Here is a 21,612-nt window from a genome sequence, read left to right on the forward strand (position 1 = left end):
TGGCTGGGCTTCAGACCGCTCCGACTTCACTGAATTTGGAGTGCAGGATTTCCGAGTCGAACGGCTTCATCACATAGTCGTCCGCCCCGGCCGACAGGGCCTCGGCGATGCGTTCGGGTGCCGTCTCAATGGTGCAGAACAGGACCTTGGGCTTGTCCCCGCCGGGGGTGGTGCGCAGCCGGCGCAGGAAGGCCAGCCCGTCCATGACGGGCATGTTCCAGTCCAGCAGGACGACGTCGGGCATCATGCCGGTGCAGTAGGACAAGGCCTCGATCCCGTCGGCGGCTTCGTCGACCTCGAACCCGAGGCCTTCCACGATGCGGCGCGCGACCTTGCGGATGATCCGGCTGTCGTCGACGATGAGGCAGGTGCGGACGTCCAACGCGGTCTTCTCCAAACGGCTCGAATCAAGCGCCGCTTCAACCGCCAATATCGCTTCCGGGCGGTTAACGAGGCGTTGGGATTCGGGATTAAGACGGCATCCGTACGGTCATCGACACGCGGCCTTCCACAGCTTCGACCGTGAGCGTTCCGCCCGCCTGATCGGCTGTGAGCCACAGCCAGTAAGGCTGAATCCACTGGCCCGCGAGGCCTTCGGTCAGCCGCAGGCCGGCCAGACCCGTCGCCGCCTCGGCCTTCAGCCGGGCCCGCGCGCCCTCGGCTACGCCCTCGATCACCAGTTGGGCGCCCTCGCGCCGCACAGCGACCGTCGCCGCGCCGCCCATCGGCAAGGCGCCTACAGTCAGATAAGCCAGATTGACCAGGGCGCGGGCCTGGGGCTTGCCGAAGTCGCCTTCTCCGAGGTTCCAAGCCAGGGTCGCCCGACCGCCCGAGACGACGTTGTCGACCAGGTCGGTGAGTTCGGCGCCGGTGAACCGTTCGGCGGTCGTCGCGGCCCCGAAGGCGACGCGGCAGAACTGGACCAGGGCGACCATCTTTCTGGCGCTGTCGGCGATCAGGCTCATGGCGTCGTCGCGCATGTCCTGGGCCGTCGGATCGTCCAGCAGGTCCAGCCCCGACATGATCGCGCCTGAGGGCGAGATGAAGTCGTGGCAGAGCTTGGCCGCGATGAGGCTGGCCAGTTCCTGGCCATCGACGGGCAGTTCGCCCAACTGCGAACCAGACTGGGCGGAGACGGCGGCGTCGGTCATGCGGGGCTCGGGCTCGGGAGAGGCTTCAAGATCGGCCCGCACCCTCGCGTGATTTGCGCCGTCGTGAAACCGCCCGCGATGGTCTATCCCCCGGCAAATGACCGACAGACTGTCCTCCGACCTCGCCTCCGGCGCCCTGCACGACACCCTCGCCGACATCGCGGAGGAGGCCGCCGCGGTCATCCTGCCCTACTGGCGGGCGGGCGGAGAGGTGTTCTCCAAGGCGGACGACAGCCCGGTCACCCTGGCGGACCAGAAGGCCGAGGCCCTGATTCTGTCGCGCCTTGCCGCCCTCTATCCCGAAGTCCAGGCCGTGGCCGAGGAGCAGTCGGAGGCCCAGGGCAAGCCCGAGCGCGCCGCTGATCGCTTCTGGCTGATCGATCCGCTGGACGGCACCAAGGGCTTCGTCCAGGGCAAGGAAAGCTTCACCGTCAACATCGCCCTGATCGAGGGAAGCCGTCCGACGGTCGGCGTGGTCTCGGCGCCCGCGACATCGCTGACCTGGCGGACCGCGCCCGGCGGCGGGGCCCAGATGCGCCGCTATGGCGACGCCTGGCGCACGATCCGGGTGCGCAATCGGCCGGACGAGGGCTTCGCCCTGTTGAGCCACAGCGTCACCGATGAAGAAGCCGCTCGTCTCGCCGCCCGCCACGGCTGCACCCGGTGGCAGGGCACGGATTCGTCGCTGAAGTTCTGCCTGATCGCAGAGGGTCGGTTCGACGCCTATCCGCGCACCGGTCCGACCTCGGAGTGGGACACGGCCGCGGGGCAGGCGGTCCTGGAGGCCGCCGGAGGGCGAGTGCTGGGCCCGGACGGTCAGCCGCTGGCCTACGGCAAGCCGGGGTTTCTGAACGGGCCGTTCGTGGCGATGGGCGGGTAGGGCGATACCAAGCTGACGGGATGGCTGGTCGCGGTTTTGCATCCGTGCGGGCCGCGCTCCAGAACTGGCCTTCCCTCTTCGCGCGTGGTCTTGTCGACCGACCAGGTCAAAGGGGCGCCTATGTCATCGAAGCGGCTTCTCATCGTTGTGGCCATGCTGCTGGGCAGTTGCGCGGTCTCGGGCCCGCCCGATAGCTTGGAAGCACGCCAGTTGCTGGTCCGCACCGGTCAGTGCTTCCGGGGCGAAGAAGTCAACAACTTCAACGTCAAGGATGGATACAATGCCTATGTTTCCACGCGGCGCGGTTACGTCTACAGGCTCGAGAGCCTCGGCGATTGCTTCGATGAAGGGGTGATCAGCCTCTCGGTGCCTCACCACCGGCTGAGCAACCAGGGGATCTGCGTGGGAGAGGAGACGGCCGTCTACATCGCGCAGTGGCGCGGCGGGATCGGCCAGCAGTGCGTGGCCCGGGTCTCTGGTCCGATCCGGGACAGCCGCGTCTCGGGACTTTGGTCCCGCCAGAACTAGGCCCGGACGGGCAACCCCATCATCAGTCCCCTGGCGCGGTCGGCGATGACCGGAACCCCGTGTTCGCGGGCGGCCTCGGCGGCCTCTGCGAGGACGAAGGCGGCCTGATCGGGGTCGGAACCCATCAGTTCGCTGCGGGCGATCATCAGCCGGGCCATGGCGATCTGGTCGACGGCCCAGTCGATGACCGATGGGGCGCCGGTGCGGTCGGCGAGGCGGCGACGGACGCGCGTCTCGATCTTCGAGAGTTCGGTCAGGTCGCCGGCGGTCGCGGCCGTCTCGATCTCGCGCGCGACCAGCAGGTCGAGGGCGAGCGCCCCCAGGATCGTGCCGTGGCCGGTCGTCAGCGCAACGGATTGGCGGATCGGCTCGATGGGGGCGGTCGGGTCGATGGAACGCGCGATCTGGATGGCGACCCAGTCGAGGGGGCTGTGGTCGACAAAGAACTGGTCGGCGGCGGCGTCGAACATCTCGTGCCCGGTCTGCATCGCGGCTTCGTCGTCAGCCATGCCGGCGAGGGCGGACAGGCCGGCGGCGCAGAGAGCGAGCGCCCGGGCGCGAGTCAGTGGGCGGGTGTCCGGCGAGCAGGCTTCCACCAGAGCGGTCAGGTCGCGTCCCGCCTGGTCCAGCAGGCGGGCGTCGCGCTGGATGATGCCGCCTTCCAGCGCTAGCGCCGCGCTGTCGAGGCGCAGGTCGTCGGCCTCGAGCGGATTGTGCTTGGTGAGGGCGTGCAGGGCCGCGTCCATCAGGGCCGCGGCGTCCTGGCGGTCGGCCGCCTTTTCGCTCAAACGGGCCTGACGCGCGCGGATCCGGGCATGGACCCCGGCGCAAGAGGCGAGGGTCGGCAGGCGTCTCGACGTCGCTCCGCGGGCCCACTCCGCCGCCTGGACGATGGCGTTGCGGTCTCCGAACAGGTCGAATTTCGTGATCAGGGCCTGGGCGCCGGACAGCAGGGCGCGGGCGCGTTCGTCCTCGGTGCGGGCGGCCTTCAGGGAGTCGTCGGCGGTGACCAGGGCGCGGGCGATGCTGTCGGGGGCGCCGCTGCGACGGGCATGCTCTCGCCACAGGATCGAGGCGCGATGCCAGGTCTGCGACGGCCGCGAACAGGAAACGCGGCCACCGTCGGTGGTCAACGCCTTCGCCTCGCGCGCCAGCAGGTCGATGCCGATCAGCTCCAGCCAGCCCAGGTCGTCGCTTTCGCGCGCCTGAACGAAGAGCCGTCTCAGATCCTTGCCGAACTCGAACATGGCCACGTCACTACTCTCCGGTCGTCCCGCATCGGGACCGTCTCAGGCGTTCACTCCCTTGTCTAGCAAACCCGACGCCGCGACCGGGTTCCATGCGCGCCCTGTTGCGCCGCACAGTTGGGGCGCCTACCTCTTCGCGACCGCAACACCAGGTGTTTCACATGACGACCCTCTTCGACCCTATCGACCTCGGCGCGATCCATCTGAAGAACCGGATCGTCATGGCCCCCCTGACCCGCAGCCGGGCGATCGAGGGCGAGGTTCCAAACCCGCTGGCGGTCGAGTACTACGCCCAGCGCGCCTCGGTCGGCCTGATCATCTCCGAGGCCACCCAGATCAGCCAGTCGGGTCAGGGTTATCCCAACACCCCCGGCCTCTTCACCGACGCCCAGGTCGCGGGCTGGAAACCGATCACCGAGGCAGTGCATGCCAAGGGCGGCAAGATCGTCGCCCAGCTCTGGCACGTCGGCCGAATTTCGATCCCCGACTATCAGCCTGGCGGCGGCCAGGCCGTGGCGCCGTCAGCTATCGCCGCCGTTGGCAACGCGATGAAGCGTGACTTCTCGATGACTCCGTTCGAGATGCCTCGTGCGCTGACGGTCGACGAAATCCAGGGCATCGTCGGCGACTATGTCCACGCGGCTGAACAGGCGAAGAAGGCCGGTTTCGACGGCATCGAGGTCCACGCAGCCAACGGCTATCTCATCGACCAATTTCTCAAGGACGGCTCCAACCAGCGTGACGACAGCTATGGCGGCTCAGTCGAGAACCGCTCGCGCTTCCTGCTCGAAGTCGTGGCCGCCGTCGTCGCGGTCTGGGGCGCCGACCGCGTGGGCGTGCGCCTGTCGCCGTCGAACGGCGCGAACGGTTCGAAGGACAGCGACCCGGCATCGATCTTCCTGCACGCCGCAGGCGCGCTGAAGCCTTTCGGCCTGTCGTACCTGCACCTGATCGAGGGCGAGCCCGGCACGCCGATGGACATCAAGTTCGGCGCGCCGCAGCTGGCCGCTGACATCCGCGATGCGTTCGGCGGTTCGCTGATGCTGAACGGCGGCCTGATGCGCGAAACGGCCGAGAAGGCGCTGTCCGAAGGGCGAGCCGATCTGGTCAGCGTCGGCGTGCCCGTGCTGGCCAACCCCGACGTCGTCGAGCGCTGGAAGCGGAACGCGCCTCTCAATACTCCCGACAAGGCCACCTTCTACGGCGGCGGGGCCAAGGGCTACACCGACTATCCGTTTCTGGAAACGGCGGAGGCGTAGGCCTTCAGAACACGTCCGGCTCCGGCGTCTTCGCGCGCCGGGCCGGGCGGTCGCCGATGCGGCTCCAGGCGTCCGCCAAGGTATCGATCGCTGCTTCTAGCTCCGGCACCGGCAGGCAGTAGGGCAGGCGGACGAAGCGCTGGAAGGCGCCGTCGACGCCGAAGCGGGCGCCGGACGCGATGATGACCCCGGACTTTTGAGCCTCAACAACGAGCGCCCCGACGACGGGGCGGGGCAGGGCGACCCACAGAGAGAGGCCGCCTGTAGGCCGTGTCGTCTTCCAGTCCGGTAGAACATGCTGAAGGCGGGCATGCAGCGCCGCTTCTCGCACGGCCAGGGCAGCGCGCCGTTCCACGACAGGCGTCTGATCCCCGGCCAGCAGGTGGGCGGCGGCGAGCTGTTCGATCACCGCGGCGCCGAGATCGAGAGAGGCCCGTGCGCGGACGGCGGCGTCGGCGACCTCGGTCTCCGCCCGCATCCAGCCGATCCGGAGACCGCCCCACCAGGTCTTGCTCATGGAGCCGATGCGGGCGACGTGCGGACCGGGCCCGGCAGGGGCCGGGGGCGGCTGGTCGAACCAGAGCTCGCGCTGGGTGTCGTCCATGACCATCAGGGCGCCGACGCGGGCGACGGCGCGGGCCACTGTCGCCTCGTCTTTGGCCGTCATGACGTGGCCGGTCGGGTTCTGGTGCGCGCCAACGAGATAGACCAGCCGGGGCCGGACCCGCTCGATGGTCGCGACCAGTCCGTCAATGTCCCAGCCGGCCGAGGTCAGGGCGACGGGCACTGGCCGCATTCCGGCGCGGACGATGGCCTCAATGGCATGGGGGTAGGTCGGGTGGTCGATCACCACCGCGTCGCCCGGTCGCCCGAAGGCGCGGAGCAGGATGGCCAGGCCGTTCTGCGCCCCGGCCGTGACCACGATCTGGTCGGGCGCCGTCGGCAATCCAGCGCGATCATAGGCCTCGGCTGCCGCGCGCCTGAGCGGGAGGAGACCGATGGGGTCGTAGCCGTGGCCCGGCAGGTGGGCCGGCAGCGACTCCAGCGCCCGGGCATAGGCCGCATGGACATGGGCGCCCGCCGGGAGGACTGCTGTCGCCATGTTCACAACCTCAGGGCCCGACGCGACGTGGAACAGGCCTTCCAGCCGCTCGGCCCGACGGAAGGGCAGGGCGGTGTAGGTCCCGGAGCCCACGCGGCTGGTCAGGAAGCCGTCGGCGCGCAGCCGGACCATGGCCGCGCTGACAGTGATGCGGCTGATGCCGAGGGCTTCGGCCAAGCGGCGCTCTCCTGGCAGGCGGGCGTCGAGCGGCAGGCGACCGTCGAGCACCAGCCCCTTCAACGCATCGGCCAGGCTGCGGTAGGCGACATCCTCCGCGCCGGAGGCACGCCAGTCGCCGAGATGGCGGGACAGGCTGTTCAGATTGACGATGGACATGAGGCCACCGTCGCCAAAGTGGCTATGGATTACAAGGCCGGTCGAGTTAGCTTCTATCCATGTTCATCCGTCGTTTCATCCAGCTCCAGATCGGTCTGCTTCTCTACGGAGGGTCGCTCGCCCTCATGGTCCGAGCCGACCTCGGGCTGAATCCGTGGAGCGTCTTCCATCAGGGTCTATCCGAGATGACGGGGCTCAGCCTGGGTCTGGTCGTCAATGTCGTCGGCGCCCTGGTGCTGCTGATCTGGATCCCGTTGAGGCAGAAGCCGGGGGTGGGGACGATCTCCAATGTGCTGGTGATCGGCACGGTGGCGGATGTCAGCCTGCGCTTACTGCCCGAGATCAACGGTCTGGCGCTGCAGATCGGGTTTCTGGTCGCGGCCATCCTGCTGAACGGCGCGGCGACCGGGGCTTATATCGGCGCGGGCCTGGGACCGGGGCCGCGCGACGGCCTGACCACCGGTGGCGTGCGACTGACGGGCTGGGAAGTCCGCTGGGTGCGGATGGCGATCGAGGGGCTGGTGCTCGGCATGGGCTGGATGCTGGGCGGCACGATCGGGGTCGGCACAGTGGCCTACGCCCTGTCGAACGGGCCGCTGCTGCAGATCTTCCTGCCGATGTTCGAGATCCGACTTGAGAGAGCGCCCGTCTCCGCCCCTGCTACGCCCTGATCAGGAACCGAAGCGGGCGTTCTCCGGCACGTCGTCCAGACGGCAGAAATTCCACAGGTCGTCCTCGGCGCTGTCGACATCGTCGCCCAGCCGGGCGGTGCGCTTGATGACATCCGTGCCGATGACCTCATAGGTGACGTTGTAGGCGCCCGCGTCGCCGCCGCGTTCGGTCCTGCAACGCTGGGCCTCGCCCCAACTGTTCGGCCCGGTCTGGAGGAACTGGCCCGGCTCGCAGCCGCCGAAGTCGATGGTGAATGCGGTCGGGGTCACGAAGGCCAGGTCGCCCTCGCCGGGCCAGACCTGGTCGCAGTCCTTGTCGCCCCGAACGTAGTAGCCAAGGGTCATGGGGATGGGCTCGGGCTCGGTCTCGCCGGGCGCTAGGGTGACGCCAGCGGGGCGTTCGGCGACTTCAGGGGTCTGGTCCCGTGTGGAACCCAGCAGGTCTTCCAGAGTGCGGTCGCTGGATGGCGTCGTCGCCGGCCCCGTGGGTTGGAGAGGAGCGGGTTGCGGGCGTTCGGCGACACTCAGTGGCGGCTGGGCATTGGGGCGGGGCGTGAGAGTCGATTGGGCCGGTGCGATGTTCAGCGACCGGGTCGTCGCCGAGCTCTGGCCTTGCTGAGCCGATGCGGCGTTCGCAAGAAGCAGGGCTCCGGTCGCCAGAGCCAGGGTCGTTCCGCAGGTCTTCGCTCGTTCGATCATGTCGTCCTGTCGATCATGCCTGAACGACAAAACGATGGCAGGCGACAGAGGTTCAGCCGCGTTCCTTCGTCTTGGTGAACGCCACCTTCGGGAACCGCTCCATCACATAGCCGGTCTCCCAGCTCGACTTGGCCAGGAAGACCGGGGCCTGGTCGATGTCGCGGGCCATCTGGCCGCGGTATTTGGACATGAAGTCCTCGACGTCGACCTTCTCCCCGTCGATCCAGCGGGCCTCGGCATAGGGGCTGTGTTCGAAGATGACCTCCAGCCCGTATTCCTCGCCCAGCCGGTCGGCCATGACCTCGAACTGCAGCTGGCCCACGGCGCCAACGATGAAGTCCGCGCCGATCTCGGGGCGGAACAGCTGGGTGACGCCTTCCTCGGCCAGGCCGTCGAGCGCCTTCTTCAGGTGCTTGGCCTTGAGCGGATCCTTGACCCGGACACGCTGCAGGATCTCGGGCGCGAAATTGGGCAGGCCGGCGAAGCGGATCAGGCCGCTTTCAGACAGGCTGTCGCCGACCCGCAGGACCCCGTGGTTGGGGATGCCGATCACGTCGCCGGCGAAGGCGTCGTCGGCCAGTTCGCGGTCGGAGGCGAAGAACATGATGGGGGCGTTCACCGACAGCTGTTTGCCGGTGTTCTGGACCTTCAGCTTCATGCCGCGCTTGAAGCTGCCCGAGGCCATGCGGAACATGGCGATGCGGTCCCGGTGGTTGGGGTCCATGTTGGCCTGGACCTTGAAGACGAAGCCGGTGACCTCGGCATTGCCCGGCTCGACCGTCAGTTCCAAGGGGGCGGGGGCGTTGCGGGTCTCTGGCGGGGCTTCCTTGAGCGCCGGCATGGTCTTGGGCGGCGGCGCCCAGTCGCCAATGGCGGCCAGAAGCTCGTCGATGCCGAAGTGGCGCAGCGCAGAACCCCACAGCACCGGGGTCATATGGCCTTCGAGGAAGGCCTGGCGGTCGAACGCCGGGTAGCCGCCCTCGACCAGTTCTTTGGCGTCCATCAGGGCCTGATGTTCGCCCGCCTCGAAATACTCACCGGCGTCGGCCAGCGGCAGGGCGTCCGGATGCGGCACTTCATCCTTCGAGCCGGCCGGCTTCTTGGCGTAGGGCTGGAAGCGGCCGGTGCCCATCTCGACCATGCCGCGCAGGCGGTTGCCGCTCTCGGCCGGCCACCAGATCGGGGAGGGATCGAGCTGCAGGCGCGAGGCGATCTCGTCCAGCAGGGCCATCGGGTCCTGGGCCTCGCGGTCCAGCTTGTTGATGAAGGTGATGATCGGGATGTCGCGCAGGCGGCAAACCTCGAACAGCTTCAGCGTCTGCGGTTCGATACCCTTGGCGGCGTCCAGCACCATGATGGCGCAGTCGGCGGCGGTCAGGGTGCGGTAGGTGTCTTCCGAGAAGTCCTCGTGGCCGGGCGTGTCGAGCAGGTTGAACATCTTGCCGTCGTGCTCGAACGTCATGACCGAGGCGGAGACGGAGATGCCGCGCTCCTTCTCGATCTTCATCCAGTCGGACTGGGTCCGACGGTTCTCGCCGCGTGCCCGCACCGCGCCGGCCGCCCGGATGGCCCCGCCGGACAGCAGGATATGTTCCGTCAGCGTCGTCTTGCCGGCGTCGGGGTGCGCGATGATGGCGAAGGTCCGCCTGCGGGCGGCCTCCTGATCGAGGGTCAGTTTCGACATGGGGGCGGGAGGTAGCGCGCGATGGCGCCAAAGTCACGCGGGCGGGCGCCTTCGCCGGCTCTCGAAGATGTGTCGATAGTGCAGGCTAAATCCCCTCGCTAATGAGGGTCTTTGGGGTCATCCTTCGAATGCGAGACGATCCGGACATGAGCCGGACGCCGCAGGGAAGAAGGAAACGGCCATGGCTATGCTGGATTCAGCACACCGCGTTTCGACCGTCCGGGCGCCGTCCAAGCGGTTCACGGAACGCGAGTTTCACCCCGCAATCTGCCTGCTCGCAGGCTTCGGCGTGATCATCGGGGCGGCGGGCTTCGTGCATGTGGTGTTCAACGTCCTGATGTAGGGACGTCAGTCGGCCGGTTCGGTCTCCTCGACAGCAGGCGGCGCTTCTGTCGATAGCGGCTCCAGACCGGCGCGCTCCCGTGTCTGCGCCAGAAGATCGCGCACCGAGGTAAGGTCGCCGCCGTCGTGCGGGTTGTTCGCCAGCGGCGACAGGAGCTGAACCGCCTCGAGATACTTTTCCTTGGCCATTAAAACCTGCGCAGCCCGCATCGCCGTCGAACCCAGTTGGGGCGCCAGGCGGTAGGCTGACTCCGCGATCGTGAGGTCGTTGTCGCTGGGGTAGCCGGGCGCGCCCTGGCGGTTCCGCGACATCGCCATGTAGATCCTGAAGTCGAACGGATCGGCCTCATAGGCGGCGCCCAGACGACGGAGTGCCTGACGCATCAGGGCCGTGCGCGCGACGGCGTCCTCAGTCTCGTCGGCGACGTCCATCTCCGCGCTGGCCATCAGCCACAGAGCCTCCGCATCAGCAGAGTCCGCAGCGATCACCGGTTCCAGCGTCCTGATCGCCTCTGCGGGCAGTTCGGCCTTGATGAGGTATTTGGCCAGGGTCACTGTCGGCAGCCGCTCGCCCGGATGCCGCGCGGCCATCGCATGAACTCGCTGGAGCAGGGCGTCCTTGTCATCGCCGAGCGAGCGCATCGAACGCAGATCCAGCCAGATCGCGTCCTCCGTGCTCGCCGGCAGGGCGGTCACGGTCACCTCCGCCACCGGGAAGGACTGGGTCAGGGTGTAGACCGTCACGCCGCGCCCCAGATAGGAACGCAAGCTGGTCGTCAGTTGCTCGGGGGTCTGACCCGTCTGTTCCTCGAAGGCTGCGATCGACTCCTCGCCTCGTCCGACGGCGGCCAGATAGGCGCTGAACTGGCGTTTCCGCTCCGGCGTGCCGAGCATGTAGTGGGTCAGCAGCCAGGCCTGGGCGTAGTAGGCGGAACCTTGCCGGGAGCCCAGATTGGGCCGCGCGCTCAGTACGGTGCGCATCGGGATCCAGCCGTTCGTCTGGGCCAGGGAATTCAGTCGCCCCTCGCTCCACAGACCGTACCGCATGCGCCCCATCCGCAGGTCCGAGGGCGCCAGATATTCGGCGAACCCTTCCACGAACCAGGCCGGGTAGGCCTCATTGTGGTACTGGAACATGTAATGGTGGGCGTATTCGTGGAACAGGATCGTGTCGCTGTTCTCGTTGCTCAGATCGACCACCGCGTAGATCCGGCCGTCGTTGCGGCTGTAGAACCCCCCCCACCGTCGTCGGCACACCGGGCCAGACCTGCCGCATCGTCGCGTTGTTGGCTGCCAGATAGATCCACAGCTTCGGCGCCTCGAGCTCGTCAGTCTCGGGCGGCCGGAACATTACCAGCATCTCGTGGAATCGTTCGATCTTGCGGGCGTATTCTGTGATGTCGCCGCGGCTGACCTCGCCCTGGATGACGAAATGCTCGGTCTCGGCGCGCAGGAAGTCGGCGCGAGCCGGCGCGGCGGCGCACAGGACAAGGCCCAGGGCGAGCGCAAGACCTTGCAGGGCGACCGAGATACGCATGACTGAACTCCGAGGAGGTTTTCAACCTAGCGGGGCGTGCGTCCGATAGACAAGTGCAGGCATTGCCGGTCTGGCGTCAGGCGGCCATGCGACCCCAGACCGCGCGGTCGGCGGCGACCGCGTCCAGCTTGCCCTTGCGGCCGCGCGACATCAGCTGGTCCAGCACGGTGGCGGGCAGGGCGCAGAACAGGGGTTCGACGAGGGCTGGGTCGCAGTCGGTCTCGGGCGCCGCGAACAGGGCGGCGTTCACGTCCGGCGAGCGATCGTGGATCAGCCAGGCCAGACGCCGCGCCCGTTCCGGGTCGTTGCGGTGCAGCAGCGGGTCCTCGGCGAACAACTCGCAACCGAGCTCCATCAGGTAGTCGAAGCCCAGTTTCTCGAACCGGCGCGCGTCGGCCGACGTGACCGGGGAGGCCTCGTTCAGGTCGAACACCACGTCGTTCATGAGAAACAGCATATTGGGCACTCGCCTGACGCCGACGTTTCTCGCCGACACCCTGACCCTAGACCCCAGTGGTTTTCGGTTCCGTTCCCGAACGTCGTTAAGGATTTGCGACCGGCGACGGTCGGCTCAGTCCTGGATCTTCTCGGTGATGAAGTGCCGACCTTGTCGGTCCTCGACCTCGACCACCCAGAGGTCGGGGTCATAGGCGCGCTGGCGTTCGATATAGGCGTCCAGCTCGCTCTCGGTCCCGGTCACTGGCTGGATCCACAGGCGTTCGCCGTCCTGGCCGAACGCCTCGCTATAGAGATGCGCCGTCCGCTCCGACGTATTGTAGGCCTTCACGATCACGGTGCCGGCGCGCATGTCGCCCTTGCGCACGACGGTGGCGTTGGCCCCCTCGATCTGGGCGCGGCGGATCAGGGCGCCGACCCACAGGTCTGAGTTCAGAAGCAAATCGGTAACCCTGCTCGGAAACGGGACCGGAACGACGTGGCGTTACGGTGAGCTCATGAGGATAGGCCATTCAACCCGCATCGCCAGAGCCATCACCGCCGCCGTTATGATGGCGGGGATCCCCGTGGCCGCCTTCGCCGACGGCACAGGGACGTTCTACGACCGGACCTTCGTCCTCGCCGCGCACGAGAAATGCCAGCTGTTCCGGGCGCCCGTCGCCGGGGCCCTGTCGGCGGCGACCCTGCAGTCGCGGGGCGCGGCCCTGCGTGCAGGAACCGCCGAGACGACGCTGCAGGCCACCGCCAGTCGGGCCCGGTCGCGGGCGCGTCAGGTATCCTGCGCCAATCCCGAACTGGCCATGGTGCGTGATAGGGTCGCCGACGCCTTCGCCGGCTGGCAGCGTATCCCGCGCATGGATTTCAACAGCGACCATGCGACCTGGACCGCCGACCGCGTCCGCCGCGAGGCCGCGACCTGGCGTCTGGTTCAGACCTCGGTGACCGGCGCCTCACCCGTACGGTTCGGCCTTGGCGCTTCGGCCGAGGGTCAAGAGACCCTGTCCGCCGTCGTCTCCTTCGTCGGACGCCCGCGTCCCTATGCGGCGCGGATGGTGATGCGCGACCCAGCCCTGGCCGCGCGTCCGTGGCTGACCGCCGCCGGCCGCGCGGTCCTGCCGCCCGAGAGCGCGCGCCAGGAAGTCTGGTCCGCCGGAACCGCCCCGGCCGCGGCCACCCTGCTGGCCATGGGCAAGACCCAGGGCGAGACCTGGACCTTCCCCGCCGCTGCCGGCGACCGCCTGTCCCGCCTCGACCCGCGCGAGCCCTTCCTGATCGAGTTCCTGTTCCGCGACGGCAGCGTGGCGACCGCCACCTTCGAGGCCGGGGACTTCGCGGCGGCGCGAGCGTTCGTGGCGCTGGGGACGGTCTAGATCTCAGCGAGAGCCTAAGTCACGCTTTCGACAGAAGCCCGCAGCGCCTCCGTCTCAAACGATCAGGCTCTAACCGCCTGCGTTGAACGGGATGACCTCCGCCCCGCCCTCCGGCGCCTCCGGGCGGACGGCGACGGCCACCGGCAGCCGCACCGTGACCGCCGTGCCTTCGCCCAGGGTCGAGTCCAGGCTCATCCGGCCGCCGTGGAGTTCGGCCAGGGATCGGACCAGCGACAGGCCGAGGCCGGTGCCCTGGACCTTCTGCTCGACGGCACCGGCCTGTTCGAACGGACGACCCAGCCGCTTCAAATCCTTGGCGGCGATGCCGACGCCGGTGTCTGAGACGACCAGCTCCAGATAGGGGCCGATGACCTCAAGGGTCAGGGTCACCGATCCGCCCGCCGGGGTGAATTTGATGGCATTGGACAACAGGTTCAGCGTGATCTGCTTCAGCGCGCGGCGGTCGGCTTCAACGGCCAGGGGTTCGTCCGGGACCAGACTGGACAGACCCACGCCCTTGTCCGTCGCGGTGACCCGCACCAGGGCGACCGCCGCCGAGACCACTTCGCGCGCATCGAAGGATTCGCGCGACAGCTCGTAGCGCTCGGCCTCGATCTTGGACACGTCCAGCACGTCGTTGATCAGGTCCAGCAGGTGACCGCCCGCCTCATGGATGCTGTCGGCATAGTCGGCGTATTTCTGGGGCAGGGGACCGAAGAGGCGCTGGCGCATGATGTCGGAGAAGCCAAGCACGGCGTTCAGCGGCGTCCTCAGCTCATGGGACATATTGGCGAGGAAGCGGGTCTTGCCGGTGTCGCGCGCCTCTGCCTCCGCGCGGGCGGCTTCCAGACCGATCTCGGTGGCGAACTGGCGGGTGGCGTCGAAGGCCTGCGCTATCACGCGCGCGCCGCCGTCGCCGTCGTCCATGCGGCGGATGATCAGATTGACGCGGCGGTCCAGTGCGATGCGAGGGGCGACCTGGGCTTGACCCTCCTGTCCTGCCAGGGCGCGGTCGATGGCGGCGAGGATCGCGGGGCGGTCGGGGGCGTGGACCGCCGCGAACAGACCGGACTGGAACAGGGTCTGAGGCTCCAGCGCGGGCGGGGCCGAGCCGTAGGCGGCCAGCACCCGGCCCGATGGCTCCAGTACGAGGGTCAGCCCGGGCTGGGCGGCCAACAGGGTCTCGACACGCAGGGTCATCGCCTCGGCGGCGTTCAGCTTGTTCTCGCGCAGTCGCCAGGCCAGCGTCACGGCCAGGACGGCGGCGACCGTGGCGAGGATGACGGAGATCGAGGCCGGTAACGGCCCGCCTCCCGGCGGCCCGATCAGCAGGGCCGACAGCTGGCCGCCCAGGGCCGCGACGCCCGCGCCGATCGCGCCAGCCTGTGCCAGCCGCACGCCGTGGCGGGGTCCGCCCAGCGCCAGGGCCGCGACGAACGGCATGATTACATAGCCCACCAGCGGCCCGGCCAGCCCGCCCGACAACATCGCTGCGGCGACGGCCGCCAGGGTCCAGACAACCAGCAGCAGCGCCCGCTCGCCCGTGCCATCTCGCCACAGCAGGGCCAGTCCCGCCAGTCCGGGCAAGACCATGGCCGTCGCGCCGAAAATCGCCGAGCCGCCGAACCAGCCCAGGCCCGCGCCCGACATGGCGGACAGCGCGGCGCCCGCGGCCCAGGCCGCGTGCCAGGCCGTCAGGGCGGACAGGCCCTCGCCCACCGCGCGCGCGGGCCGTGGAGAGGCGTCCGGGTCAGGGTTGGGGACAGGGTTCAAACAGGTGTCCGGGCGGCCTTGGCGAGGAGCCGGTCAGGGGAGCGCGCCGACCGCGCAGACTAGCGTCGCAGCCGAGTCGTCTAAAGCCCGCACCCGTAGGAGGCGACTCCGTCAGTGGGGGGCGAGGCTCGCAACTGGGGATGGACGGGCTGGTTGTCGTTAACCGGCGCGCGGCCTATCTGGCGACCCATGACCGAACCCGCCGACAGCATCGACGCAACTCTGGACGAACTGGCCGAGGACTTCGAGGTGCTGGAGGACTGGGAACAGCGCATCGCCTACGTCATCGACCTGGGCAAGGATCTGGCCCCGCTGCCGGACACCGACCGGACCGAGGCCAACAAGGTGCCGGGCTGTGCGGCGCAGGTCTGGCTGGCGTCGGGGCGCGACGGTGACCGGCTGACGTTCCGCGCCGACTCGGACAGCGCCATTTCCAAGGGCAATGTCGCCCTGTTGCTGAAACTCTATTCGGGCCGTCCTGCGACCCAGATTCTGGCCTTCGACGCCAGGGCGGCGCTGGACCGGCTGGGCCTGCCCCAGGCCCTGACCCGACAGAGGGCGAACGGCCTCAACGCCATGGTGGGGCGGATCCGGCAGGAAGCCATTGCGGCCGGGTAAGCTCCCGCACGCACTCCGCGCGGTCGGCGCAGAGGCGTGGCGACACGATTCAGGGTAACCAAAGGCGCTTCTTTCCGATTATCGGGTCAGCCGATCCGGTAGTGGTCCGCGAGCCTTCGAAGCCCTGCCTTGAGAACCGTCTTCCCCTCACGTCGGCGAAGTCCTGCCTCCCGTTCGGCGAGTTGAAGGCTGCCCTGGCGGATGCAGACCTGTTCGACGATCGCGTGCGTTCGCGGATCCAGTGATGCGAGCGCGCGCGCGAGCCGCTGACCGGCGGCGATGGCCCGGTCGCCGGGTTCGACCCGGGCCGACGAGCCGCTGCCGCCCGTGCGCGGCAGGGCGTCCCAGCGCATCGTCAGGGAGGGGCCGGACCGGGAGAGTTCGTCGTCCAGCCTGAGGCGTTCGCCCGCGGCGATCTCGGCCGGGGTCAGCCATGGGCGACCGTCGGCATCCTTGCGACGGGCCAGCCAGGCGATGGGGCTTTCCCCCAGGTTGGCGCGACGCAGGGTGAGGCGGCCGTCGGGATCCATGATCGGCCGCTCGCCCTCGATCCGGCCGGGTGCTCCCGGGGGCGGCGTCGAGGATACTGTCGGGGCCGCCCGCCCGATCCAGCCGCCGCCGCCGGCGCGTGCCTTCAGGCCGGGGGTCTCGATCAAGTCCCGGAAGGTGGTTTCATTGAGCGTCATCGTCGCACGCGCTCTCCGGTCGCCGCCGACGCGCAGGGCATAGGTTCCTTCGGGCCCCGCGACATCGATCCAGCCGCCGCGCGCCAGAAGGCCTCGCGCCCGCGCCGTCGGGCCGCTCACGCCACCTCCGGCAGGTCGGTGACCGGCGGCGTCTCGCACAGCGTCTGGATGGTCTCGGCCAGCTGATCCAGCAGGTCGTTCAGATGCGGCTCGTCTCGCGCCTGCTCGATCCGGGTGCAGGCCGTCCCGACCGTCTGGCGGTTGATCCCGAAGGCGTGGCCGACCCGTTCCAGCGGCCAGCCGAGCGCCACATGGGCCAGGTAAAGAGACACCCGCCGCGTCCGGAGCGCCGACTGTGTCAGCCGGGCCTTGCGTTGCAGGGTTTCCATCGGCGTGCCGAGCCGCAGGGCCACGATCTGCTGGACCAGGTCGGCCCGGTCGCGATCCTCCGACGACACGATGATCCGATAGGGTGTATTCAAGACGTCTCTCCCGATCCCGATGCGCGCGACGTCCCCATTCTGGGGCGGTAAAACGGGACGGTAGGAACATTATCCTGTTCGACGTCAGAAGCGGTCGTATCTCCAGTCGTGGTGGGGCGCGCATGGCCAGGACCAAGGCGAATCCAGCCTGCCGAACGCCGGCCTTTGAAATAATTCGAATCGTTGAATCGTGACTCTCGACGTCGATTCGCAAATCAGCCTAGATTCGCCTTCATGGGGTGCCGTTAACGGTTCTTAAGGTTTTGACCGGTTAACTCCGGAACAAGGTTACCCGGAACTTCCCATCGGGCCATATGGTCTAGCTTTTGCCTGGAGGGGCATGAATGCGCGTTCTGCTTATCGAAGACGATCATGCGACAGCGCAGAGCATCGAGCTGATGCTGAAGTCCGAAGGCTTCAACGTCTACACGACGGACTTGGGTGAAGAAGGCATCGATCTGGGCAAGATCTATGACTACGATCTCATTCTACTTGATCTGAACCTGCCGGATATGAGCGGCCTTGAAGTCCTGCGCCAGCTGCGTGTCGGCAAGGTCAACACGCCCGTCATGATCCTGTCGGGTTCCACCGAGATCGAGACCAAGGTCAAGACCTTCGGCGGCGGCGCCGACGACTACATGACCAAGCCCTTCCACAAGGACGAGCTGATCGCGCGCACCCACGCCGTGGTCCGTCGCTCCAAGGGCCACGCCCAGGCCATCATCCACACCGGCGAGATCGCCGTGAACCTGGATGGCAAGACGGTTGAGGTGCACGGCCACCGCGTCCACCTGACGGGCAAGGAATACCAGATGCTGGAGCTGCTCTCGCTCCGCAAGGGTACGACCCTGACCAAGGAAATGTTCCTGAACCACCTGTACGGCGGCATGGACGAGCCCGAGCTGAAGATCATCGACGTCTTCATCTGCAAGCTGCGCAAGAAGCTGGCCACGGCCGCCGGCGGCAAACACTATATCGAGACTGTCTGGGGCCGCGGCTACGTCCTGCGCGATCCGTCGGAGACGTCGGCGCCTGCTCCGCAGAGCGCAGCCGCCTGATCCACTTCGGCTCTCGGCGCTGAACACAGAAACACCCGCCGGGAGACCGGCGGGTGTTTTGCTTTCAGGAGCGGTCGGGTCGGCCGTCTGTGCCGAGCCCCGACTCTATCTCGGCTCGACCCTGATCGCGACCTCGTTGCGGCGCATCGGCGGCAGGGTCCAGGGCGGGTCGTAGAACCAGACTACCGGCTCTCCAAGGACGGTCCATCCACTGCCGGCCAGTCCGGCCAACAACTGGGCCTTGTGCGTCTCCACGGCGCGCACTGAGCCGACGCCGCTGAATCTCACCACCGCATAGGTTTCGGCCGGGACGACGACCAGCTCGACTGTCGGGTCGTTCGGAATCGGCAGTTCGGCCATCGCATAGGCAGCCGGCATGAAGAACTGGACTGTCCAGCGGTCGACCCCGGACGGGGTCTGGGCCACGGGCGCGGTCATGGCGATCGTCTGTGAGCCGCCCGTGCCGGCCTGTGAGACCGGGGCTGTCATCGCGATGGAGGCTCGCTCCGCATTTCCGCCGAAGATGTAGCCTGCCAGACGCCGAAAGCCCTGGTTGCGGGCGGCGTCGCTGTTGCCCGTAACCTCGGTCTGGGCGGCTATTCGCTCCCCATACAGGCGGATGTCGATCTCGCCGACGGTTGCGACGCTTTGATAGGCTGGCTCCTCCGTGCCGGATCGCACGCCAACCGTTGAACAGGCGGTCGTCATAAGGGCCGCACCGACGGCGACCAGCCCATGTCTCATGATAGAAGCCTTGTTCAACGAGCGTAGCATCGCTGGTTACCTTAGCGCACGGATCGGCCCAGCGGATGACCCGCGCTCTTTGGCCACGGCGGCCCTTTCCACGAACGGAGTTCGTGGACGGATCATCCAGCCCGTATCGCTTCGGCCACGGCGCCGAACATCGGATTGGCCCGCCCCGCCGCGTCGAAAAGCAGGGGGCTGTCCTTGCCGTCGTCGCGGGCGTCGCGACGCAGCCAGCTATCGGTGTCGCGCAGGCCCCAGACAGTGAAGGCGAAGCGTTGGGCGGGCGGCAGGTCCATAAAGGCCGAGGTCAGTTCGGCGACGCGGGCTGTCTGCTGCTCGATCTTTTGGCGTTGCGACCGGGTGTCGAAACGGGCCTTGGCGCGGAGAGAGGCGTCGAGTTCGGAGACATGGATCGGCAGGCCGAACCGGGCGGCCTCGCGGAAGAAGGCGGCCGTCTGGCCCGCGGGGATCTCGATGTCGAGGTGCGACTGGGTCCCGATGCCGCCGATGGGGACGCCGGCCTTCAGCAGACGCTCGACCAGGCGCAGGAAGGTGGCGCCCTTGGTCGGCAGGTTCTCCAGATTGTAGTCGTTGAGGAACAGGACCGCGTCGGGATCGGCCAGTTTCGCCTGTTCGAAGGCGCGGGCGATGTAGCCGTCCTGGCCCAGGGCCTCGGACCACAGGCAGGAGCGCAGGCCATTGCCGTCCTCCGCGACGGCTTCGTTGACGACATCCCAGCCGGTGGCGCGGCCGCGATACCTCTGGGCGACGGTCTGGATGTAGCGGTCGTATTCGGTGCGGAACCGCTGCGGGTCGAGCGAGCGGAAGAAGGCGCTATCCTGTGAATACCAGATCAGGGTCGTGCCAAAGAGGCGCAGGCCGTGGGTCGTGCAGAACTCCGCGATCCGGTCGGGCGCGTCCCAGCGGTATTCGCCGGTCTCCGACAGGATGTACTCCATCTTCATCTCCCACTCGGGCGTGAGCTGGGAGATATGGGTCAGGCAGAGGTCGACCCAGGCCCGGTCCTCGAACTGGCCGGTCATGGCCGAGGTCCCGATGGGAAAGGGAGCGATCGATTTCAGCGGGGTCGCCGCGATCGCGGGCGCCGCAGAGGCGTTCTTCTCGCAGGCGGCCAACGCGAGGGCGGAGGCGAGGAGGGCGCGGCGGTCGATCATGCCACGCAGGCGATCAGGCGCTGCGGCGACGCAGGCCCATCTCGTCGAAGGCGGCGGTCTCGCGCTTGCCGGCGGCGATGAGGGCGTTCAGGCGGGTGGTTTCAGCGACGTGTTCGAACTTCTTCAGCTCGGAATAGGCGCCGGTCAGGGCGTCGCGGGCGCCTTCCTCCTCGGCGTCGAGGGTGACGAGGTCGCTTTCGGCGGCGCCCTTTCGGGCCTTCCAGCCGGCCATATAGGCTTGAAGCAGGAGGTTGGCCTCGGCGTCGGCCCGGGCGCGCTCGCGTTCCACCTCGACCTCTGCGTCGAGGACAGCCAGGCGCATCTCGGCGGTGACCTTGCGGCTGGAGATCTCGGCCAGGCGCTTCTGCAGCGTCTCGACCTCGTAGTTGGAGATGCGGATCAGCGAGTGGGCCCAGGCGGTCATGCGTAAAATCCAGTCACTACTGCGGGACCATGCCCTGATTCAGAATTGCCTCCAGGCGGGTAAAGGAATCGGAAAGACGCGTGGAGTCGTCCTTGTCCTGACCCAGGAAGGCCTCGAGTGCGGGGTTCAGGGCGATGGCCCTGTCGGTGATCGGGTCGGCCCCGGCGCGATAAGCGCCGATCTTGATCAGCTCTTCCATCGAGGCGTAGGCCGAGAGGCACTGGCGGGCGCGCTTGTTGAGCTCGCGCTCGGGCGGCGTCTGGCAGGCGGGCATGGTCCGGCTGACGGATTTCAGCACGTCGATGGCCGGGAAACGACCGCGTTCGGCGATCTTGCGGTCCATGACGATGTGGCCGTCGAGGATGCCTCGCACGGCGTCGGCGATCGGCTCGTCATGGTCGCCGCCGTCGACCAGCACGGTGAACAGGGCGGTGATCGGCCCGGCGGTGGTGCCGTCGGGCCGGACGGGGCCGGGCCCGGCGCGCTCCAGCAGTTTGGGCAGTTCGGTGAAGACGGTCGGGGTGTAGCCCTTGGTCGTGGGCGGCTCGCCGGCGGCCAGGCCGATCTCGCGCTGGGCCATGGCGAAGCGGGTGACCGAGTCCATCAGACAGAGGACTTCCAGATCCTGGTCCCGGAAATATTCCGCGATGGCCAGGGTCATATAAGCCGACTGGCGGCGTTTCAGCGCGGGTTCGTCGGAGGTGGCGACGACGACGACGGCGCGGCGCAGACCTTCCTCGCCCAGTGTTTCCTCGATGAACTCGCGGACTTCCCGGCCCCGTTCACCGATCAGGCCGACCACGACGACGTCGCAGGTCGCCTGCTTGGCCAGCATCGACAGCAGCACCGACTTGCCGACCCCGGACCCGGCGAAGATGCCCAGGCGCTGGCCCCTGCAGGTGGTGGTGAAGACGTCCATCGAACGGACCCCGAGATCCAGCCGCTCGCCCACCCGGCCGCGCGAATGGGCCGGCGGCGGCGAGGCGCGGAGGGGATACGGGGCAGGGCCTTGCGGCAGGGGGCCCTTGCCGTCGATCGGCTGGCCGAAGGCGTCGATGATGCGGCCCAGCCAGGCCTTGGTCGGATTGACCGCCGCCGCCTGGCCGATGATGTGGATATCAGCGCCGGGGGCCACGCCCTCGACGGGGCCGAACGGCATCAACAGGGCCTTGGAGTCTCGGAAGCCCACGACTTCGGCGGGAAGGGGCGTCGTGCCGCGCCGCCTGATCTCGGCCCGGGCGCCCACGGCCAGTCGCGACAGGCCGCCGCGTGCCTCGATCAGCAGGCCGCTGACGCCCGCCACCTTGCCGGTGACGACCAGCGGATCGATCGCTTCGACGGCGGTGACGAGGTTAAGCAACGGGGGCCTGCAAGAGGAAACGGAGGC

Annotated in this window: 25 protein-coding genes; 8 read left to right on the forward strand and 17 right to left on the reverse strand. The window is 68.1% G+C overall.

Features of this window, described 5'->3' with window-relative positions; all coding sequences use genetic code 11:
* Positions 1-10 precede the first annotated feature (10 nt).
* Positions 11-382 (reverse strand): response regulator, encoded by a 372-nt coding sequence (locus ACP7AZ_RS05060; RefSeq protein ID WP_303695196.1) that lies wholly within the window; start codon positions 380-382, stop codon positions 11-13.
* Between the two features lie 88 nt (positions 383-470).
* A complete protein-coding gene (chpT, locus tag ACP7AZ_RS05065; protein ID WP_426036681.1) occupies positions 471-1,151 on the reverse strand; it encodes a histidine phosphotransferase ChpT in 681 nt (226 codons plus the stop codon).
* 97 nt (positions 1,152-1,248) lie between these two features.
* On the opposite strand from chpT, the gene cysQ reads away from it, so the two are divergent.
* Both cysQ and ACP7AZ_RS05075 read left to right on the forward strand, forming a co-directional pair.
* Positions 1,249-2,031, forward strand: coding sequence for a 3'(2'),5'-bisphosphate nucleotidase CysQ (gene cysQ / locus ACP7AZ_RS05070; RefSeq protein WP_426036683.1), 783 nt, complete (start codon positions 1,249-1,251; stop codon positions 2,029-2,031).
* 120 nt (positions 2,032-2,151) lie between these two features.
* On the forward strand, positions 2,152-2,559 hold the full coding sequence (locus ACP7AZ_RS05075; protein WP_426036685.1) for a hypothetical protein: 408 nt from the start codon (positions 2,152-2,154) through the stop codon (positions 2,557-2,559).
* Here the strand turns inward: ACP7AZ_RS05075 and ACP7AZ_RS05080 are convergent.
* Positions 2,556-3,806 carry a hypothetical protein gene (locus tag ACP7AZ_RS05080; RefSeq protein ID WP_426036910.1) on the reverse strand — a complete coding sequence of 417 codons (1,251 nt, stop codon included), beginning with the start codon at positions 3,804-3,806 and terminating at the stop codon, positions 2,556-2,558. The two genes, ACP7AZ_RS05075 and ACP7AZ_RS05080, sit on opposite strands and share 4 nt — an antisense overlap.
* A gap of 161 nt (positions 3,807-3,967) precedes the next feature.
* Here ACP7AZ_RS05080 and ACP7AZ_RS05085 point away from each other — a divergent pair, with 161 nt between their 5' ends.
* Positions 3,968-5,065, forward strand: coding sequence for an alkene reductase (locus ACP7AZ_RS05085; RefSeq protein ID WP_426036687.1), 1,098 nt, complete (start codon positions 3,968-3,970; stop codon positions 5,063-5,065).
* A 4-nt stretch (positions 5,066-5,069) separates the two neighbouring features.
* Here the strand turns inward: ACP7AZ_RS05085 and ACP7AZ_RS05090 are convergent, their stop codons facing one another.
* Positions 5,070-6,503, reverse strand: a complete 1,434-nt coding sequence (locus ACP7AZ_RS05090) for a PLP-dependent aminotransferase family protein (RefSeq protein ID WP_426036689.1) — start codon at positions 6,501-6,503, stop codon at positions 5,070-5,072.
* Positions 6,504-6,562: 59 nt separating this feature from the next.
* Between ACP7AZ_RS05090 and ACP7AZ_RS05095 the strand changes: the two genes are divergently transcribed.
* A complete protein-coding gene (locus ACP7AZ_RS05095) occupies positions 6,563-7,174 on the forward strand; it encodes a YczE/YyaS/YitT family protein (RefSeq protein WP_426036691.1) in 612 nt (203 codons plus the stop codon).
* Here ACP7AZ_RS05095 and ACP7AZ_RS05100 read toward each other — a convergent pair whose 3' ends face one another.
* Positions 7,175-7,873, reverse strand: a complete 699-nt coding sequence (locus ACP7AZ_RS05100; RefSeq protein WP_426036693.1) for a hypothetical protein — start codon at positions 7,871-7,873, stop codon at positions 7,175-7,177.
* Positions 7,874-7,925: 52 nt separating this feature from the next.
* Positions 7,926-9,557: a peptide chain release factor 3 gene (locus ACP7AZ_RS05105; RefSeq protein ID WP_426036695.1), complete on the reverse strand. Its 1,632-nt coding sequence runs from the start codon at positions 9,555-9,557 to the stop codon at positions 7,926-7,928.
* 181 nt (positions 9,558-9,738) lie between these two features.
* Between ACP7AZ_RS05105 and ACP7AZ_RS05110 the strand changes: the two genes are divergently transcribed.
* A complete protein-coding gene (locus tag ACP7AZ_RS05110; protein WP_426036697.1) occupies positions 9,739-9,900 on the forward strand; it encodes a hypothetical protein in 162 nt (53 codons plus the stop codon).
* 5 nt (positions 9,901-9,905) lie between these two features.
* Here ACP7AZ_RS05110 and ACP7AZ_RS05115 read toward each other — a convergent pair whose 3' ends face one another.
* The 4 genes from ACP7AZ_RS05115 to ACP7AZ_RS05130 form a co-directional block, all read right to left on the reverse strand.
* Positions 9,906-11,099 (reverse strand): hypothetical protein, encoded by a 1,194-nt coding sequence (locus ACP7AZ_RS05115; protein WP_426036699.1) that lies wholly within the window; start codon positions 11,097-11,099, stop codon positions 9,906-9,908.
* On the reverse strand, positions 11,017-11,436 hold the full coding sequence (locus tag ACP7AZ_RS05120) for a hypothetical protein (protein WP_426036701.1): 420 nt from the start codon (positions 11,434-11,436) through the stop codon (positions 11,017-11,019). The genes ACP7AZ_RS05115 and ACP7AZ_RS05120 overlap by 83 nt, the downstream gene beginning before the upstream one ends.
* A gap of 76 nt (positions 11,437-11,512) precedes the next feature.
* A complete protein-coding gene (locus ACP7AZ_RS05125; protein WP_426036703.1) occupies positions 11,513-11,893 on the reverse strand; it encodes a hypothetical protein in 381 nt (126 codons plus the stop codon).
* A gap of 114 nt (positions 11,894-12,007) precedes the next feature.
* Positions 12,008-12,334, reverse strand: coding sequence for a DUF1491 family protein (locus tag ACP7AZ_RS05130; RefSeq protein ID WP_426036705.1), 327 nt, complete (start codon positions 12,332-12,334; stop codon positions 12,008-12,010).
* A gap of 55 nt (positions 12,335-12,389) precedes the next feature.
* On the opposite strand from ACP7AZ_RS05130, the gene ACP7AZ_RS05135 reads away from it, so the two are divergent.
* A complete protein-coding gene (locus ACP7AZ_RS05135; RefSeq protein WP_426036707.1) occupies positions 12,390-13,262 on the forward strand; it encodes a hypothetical protein in 873 nt (290 codons plus the stop codon).
* 69 nt (positions 13,263-13,331) lie between these two features.
* Here ACP7AZ_RS05135 and ACP7AZ_RS05140 read toward each other — a convergent pair whose 3' ends face one another.
* Positions 13,332-15,035 (reverse strand): sensor histidine kinase, encoded by a 1,704-nt coding sequence (locus tag ACP7AZ_RS05140; protein ID WP_426036709.1) that lies wholly within the window; start codon positions 15,033-15,035, stop codon positions 13,332-13,334.
* Positions 15,036-15,224: 189 nt separating this feature from the next.
* On the opposite strand from ACP7AZ_RS05140, the gene ACP7AZ_RS05145 reads away from it, so the two are divergent.
* Positions 15,225-15,653: a SufE family protein gene (locus tag ACP7AZ_RS05145; protein WP_426036711.1), complete on the forward strand. Its 429-nt coding sequence runs from the start codon at positions 15,225-15,227 to the stop codon at positions 15,651-15,653.
* Between the two features lie 86 nt (positions 15,654-15,739).
* Here ACP7AZ_RS05145 and ACP7AZ_RS05150 read toward each other — a convergent pair whose 3' ends face one another.
* Both ACP7AZ_RS05150 and ACP7AZ_RS05155 read right to left on the reverse strand, forming a co-directional pair.
* Positions 15,740-16,459, reverse strand: coding sequence for a DUF6456 domain-containing protein (locus tag ACP7AZ_RS05150; RefSeq protein ID WP_426036713.1), 720 nt, complete (start codon positions 16,457-16,459; stop codon positions 15,740-15,742).
* The gene (locus tag ACP7AZ_RS05155) at positions 16,456-16,821 is read right to left on the reverse strand and encodes a chromosomal replication initiator DnaA (RefSeq protein WP_426036715.1); all 366 of its coding nucleotides are present in this window, start codon (positions 16,819-16,821) and stop codon (positions 16,456-16,458) included. Before ACP7AZ_RS05155 ends, ACP7AZ_RS05150 begins: the two co-directional genes overlap by 4 nt.
* Before the next feature lie 344 nt (positions 16,822-17,165).
* Between ACP7AZ_RS05155 and ctrA the strand changes: the two genes are divergently transcribed.
* Positions 17,166-17,879 carry a response regulator transcription factor CtrA gene (gene ctrA, locus ACP7AZ_RS05160; RefSeq protein WP_426036717.1) on the forward strand — a complete coding sequence of 238 codons (714 nt, stop codon included), beginning with the start codon at positions 17,166-17,168 and terminating at the stop codon, positions 17,877-17,879.
* 105 nt (positions 17,880-17,984) lie between these two features.
* Here ctrA and ACP7AZ_RS05165 read toward each other — a convergent pair whose 3' ends face one another.
* From ACP7AZ_RS05165 to fliI, 4 genes are all read right to left on the reverse strand, one after another.
* Positions 17,985-18,623, reverse strand: coding sequence for an SOUL family heme-binding protein (locus tag ACP7AZ_RS05165; RefSeq protein ID WP_426036719.1), 639 nt, complete (start codon positions 18,621-18,623; stop codon positions 17,985-17,987).
* Positions 18,624-18,745: 122 nt separating this feature from the next.
* Positions 18,746-19,801, reverse strand: coding sequence for an endo-1,4-beta-xylanase (locus ACP7AZ_RS05170; RefSeq protein WP_426036721.1), 1,056 nt, complete (start codon positions 19,799-19,801; stop codon positions 18,746-18,748).
* A gap of 13 nt (positions 19,802-19,814) precedes the next feature.
* On the reverse strand, positions 19,815-20,225 hold the full coding sequence (locus ACP7AZ_RS05175; RefSeq protein ID WP_303695216.1) for a flagellar export protein FliJ: 411 nt from the start codon (positions 20,223-20,225) through the stop codon (positions 19,815-19,817).
* A gap of 16 nt (positions 20,226-20,241) precedes the next feature.
* A complete protein-coding gene (gene fliI / locus ACP7AZ_RS05180; protein WP_426036723.1) occupies positions 20,242-21,585 on the reverse strand; it encodes a flagellar protein export ATPase FliI in 1,344 nt (447 codons plus the stop codon).
* Positions 21,586-21,612: the final 27 nt, after the last annotated feature.

Source organism: Brevundimonas sp. DC300-4, from assembly GCF_049897365.1.
Taxonomy (GTDB): Bacteria; Pseudomonadota; Alphaproteobacteria; order Caulobacterales; family Caulobacteraceae; genus Brevundimonas.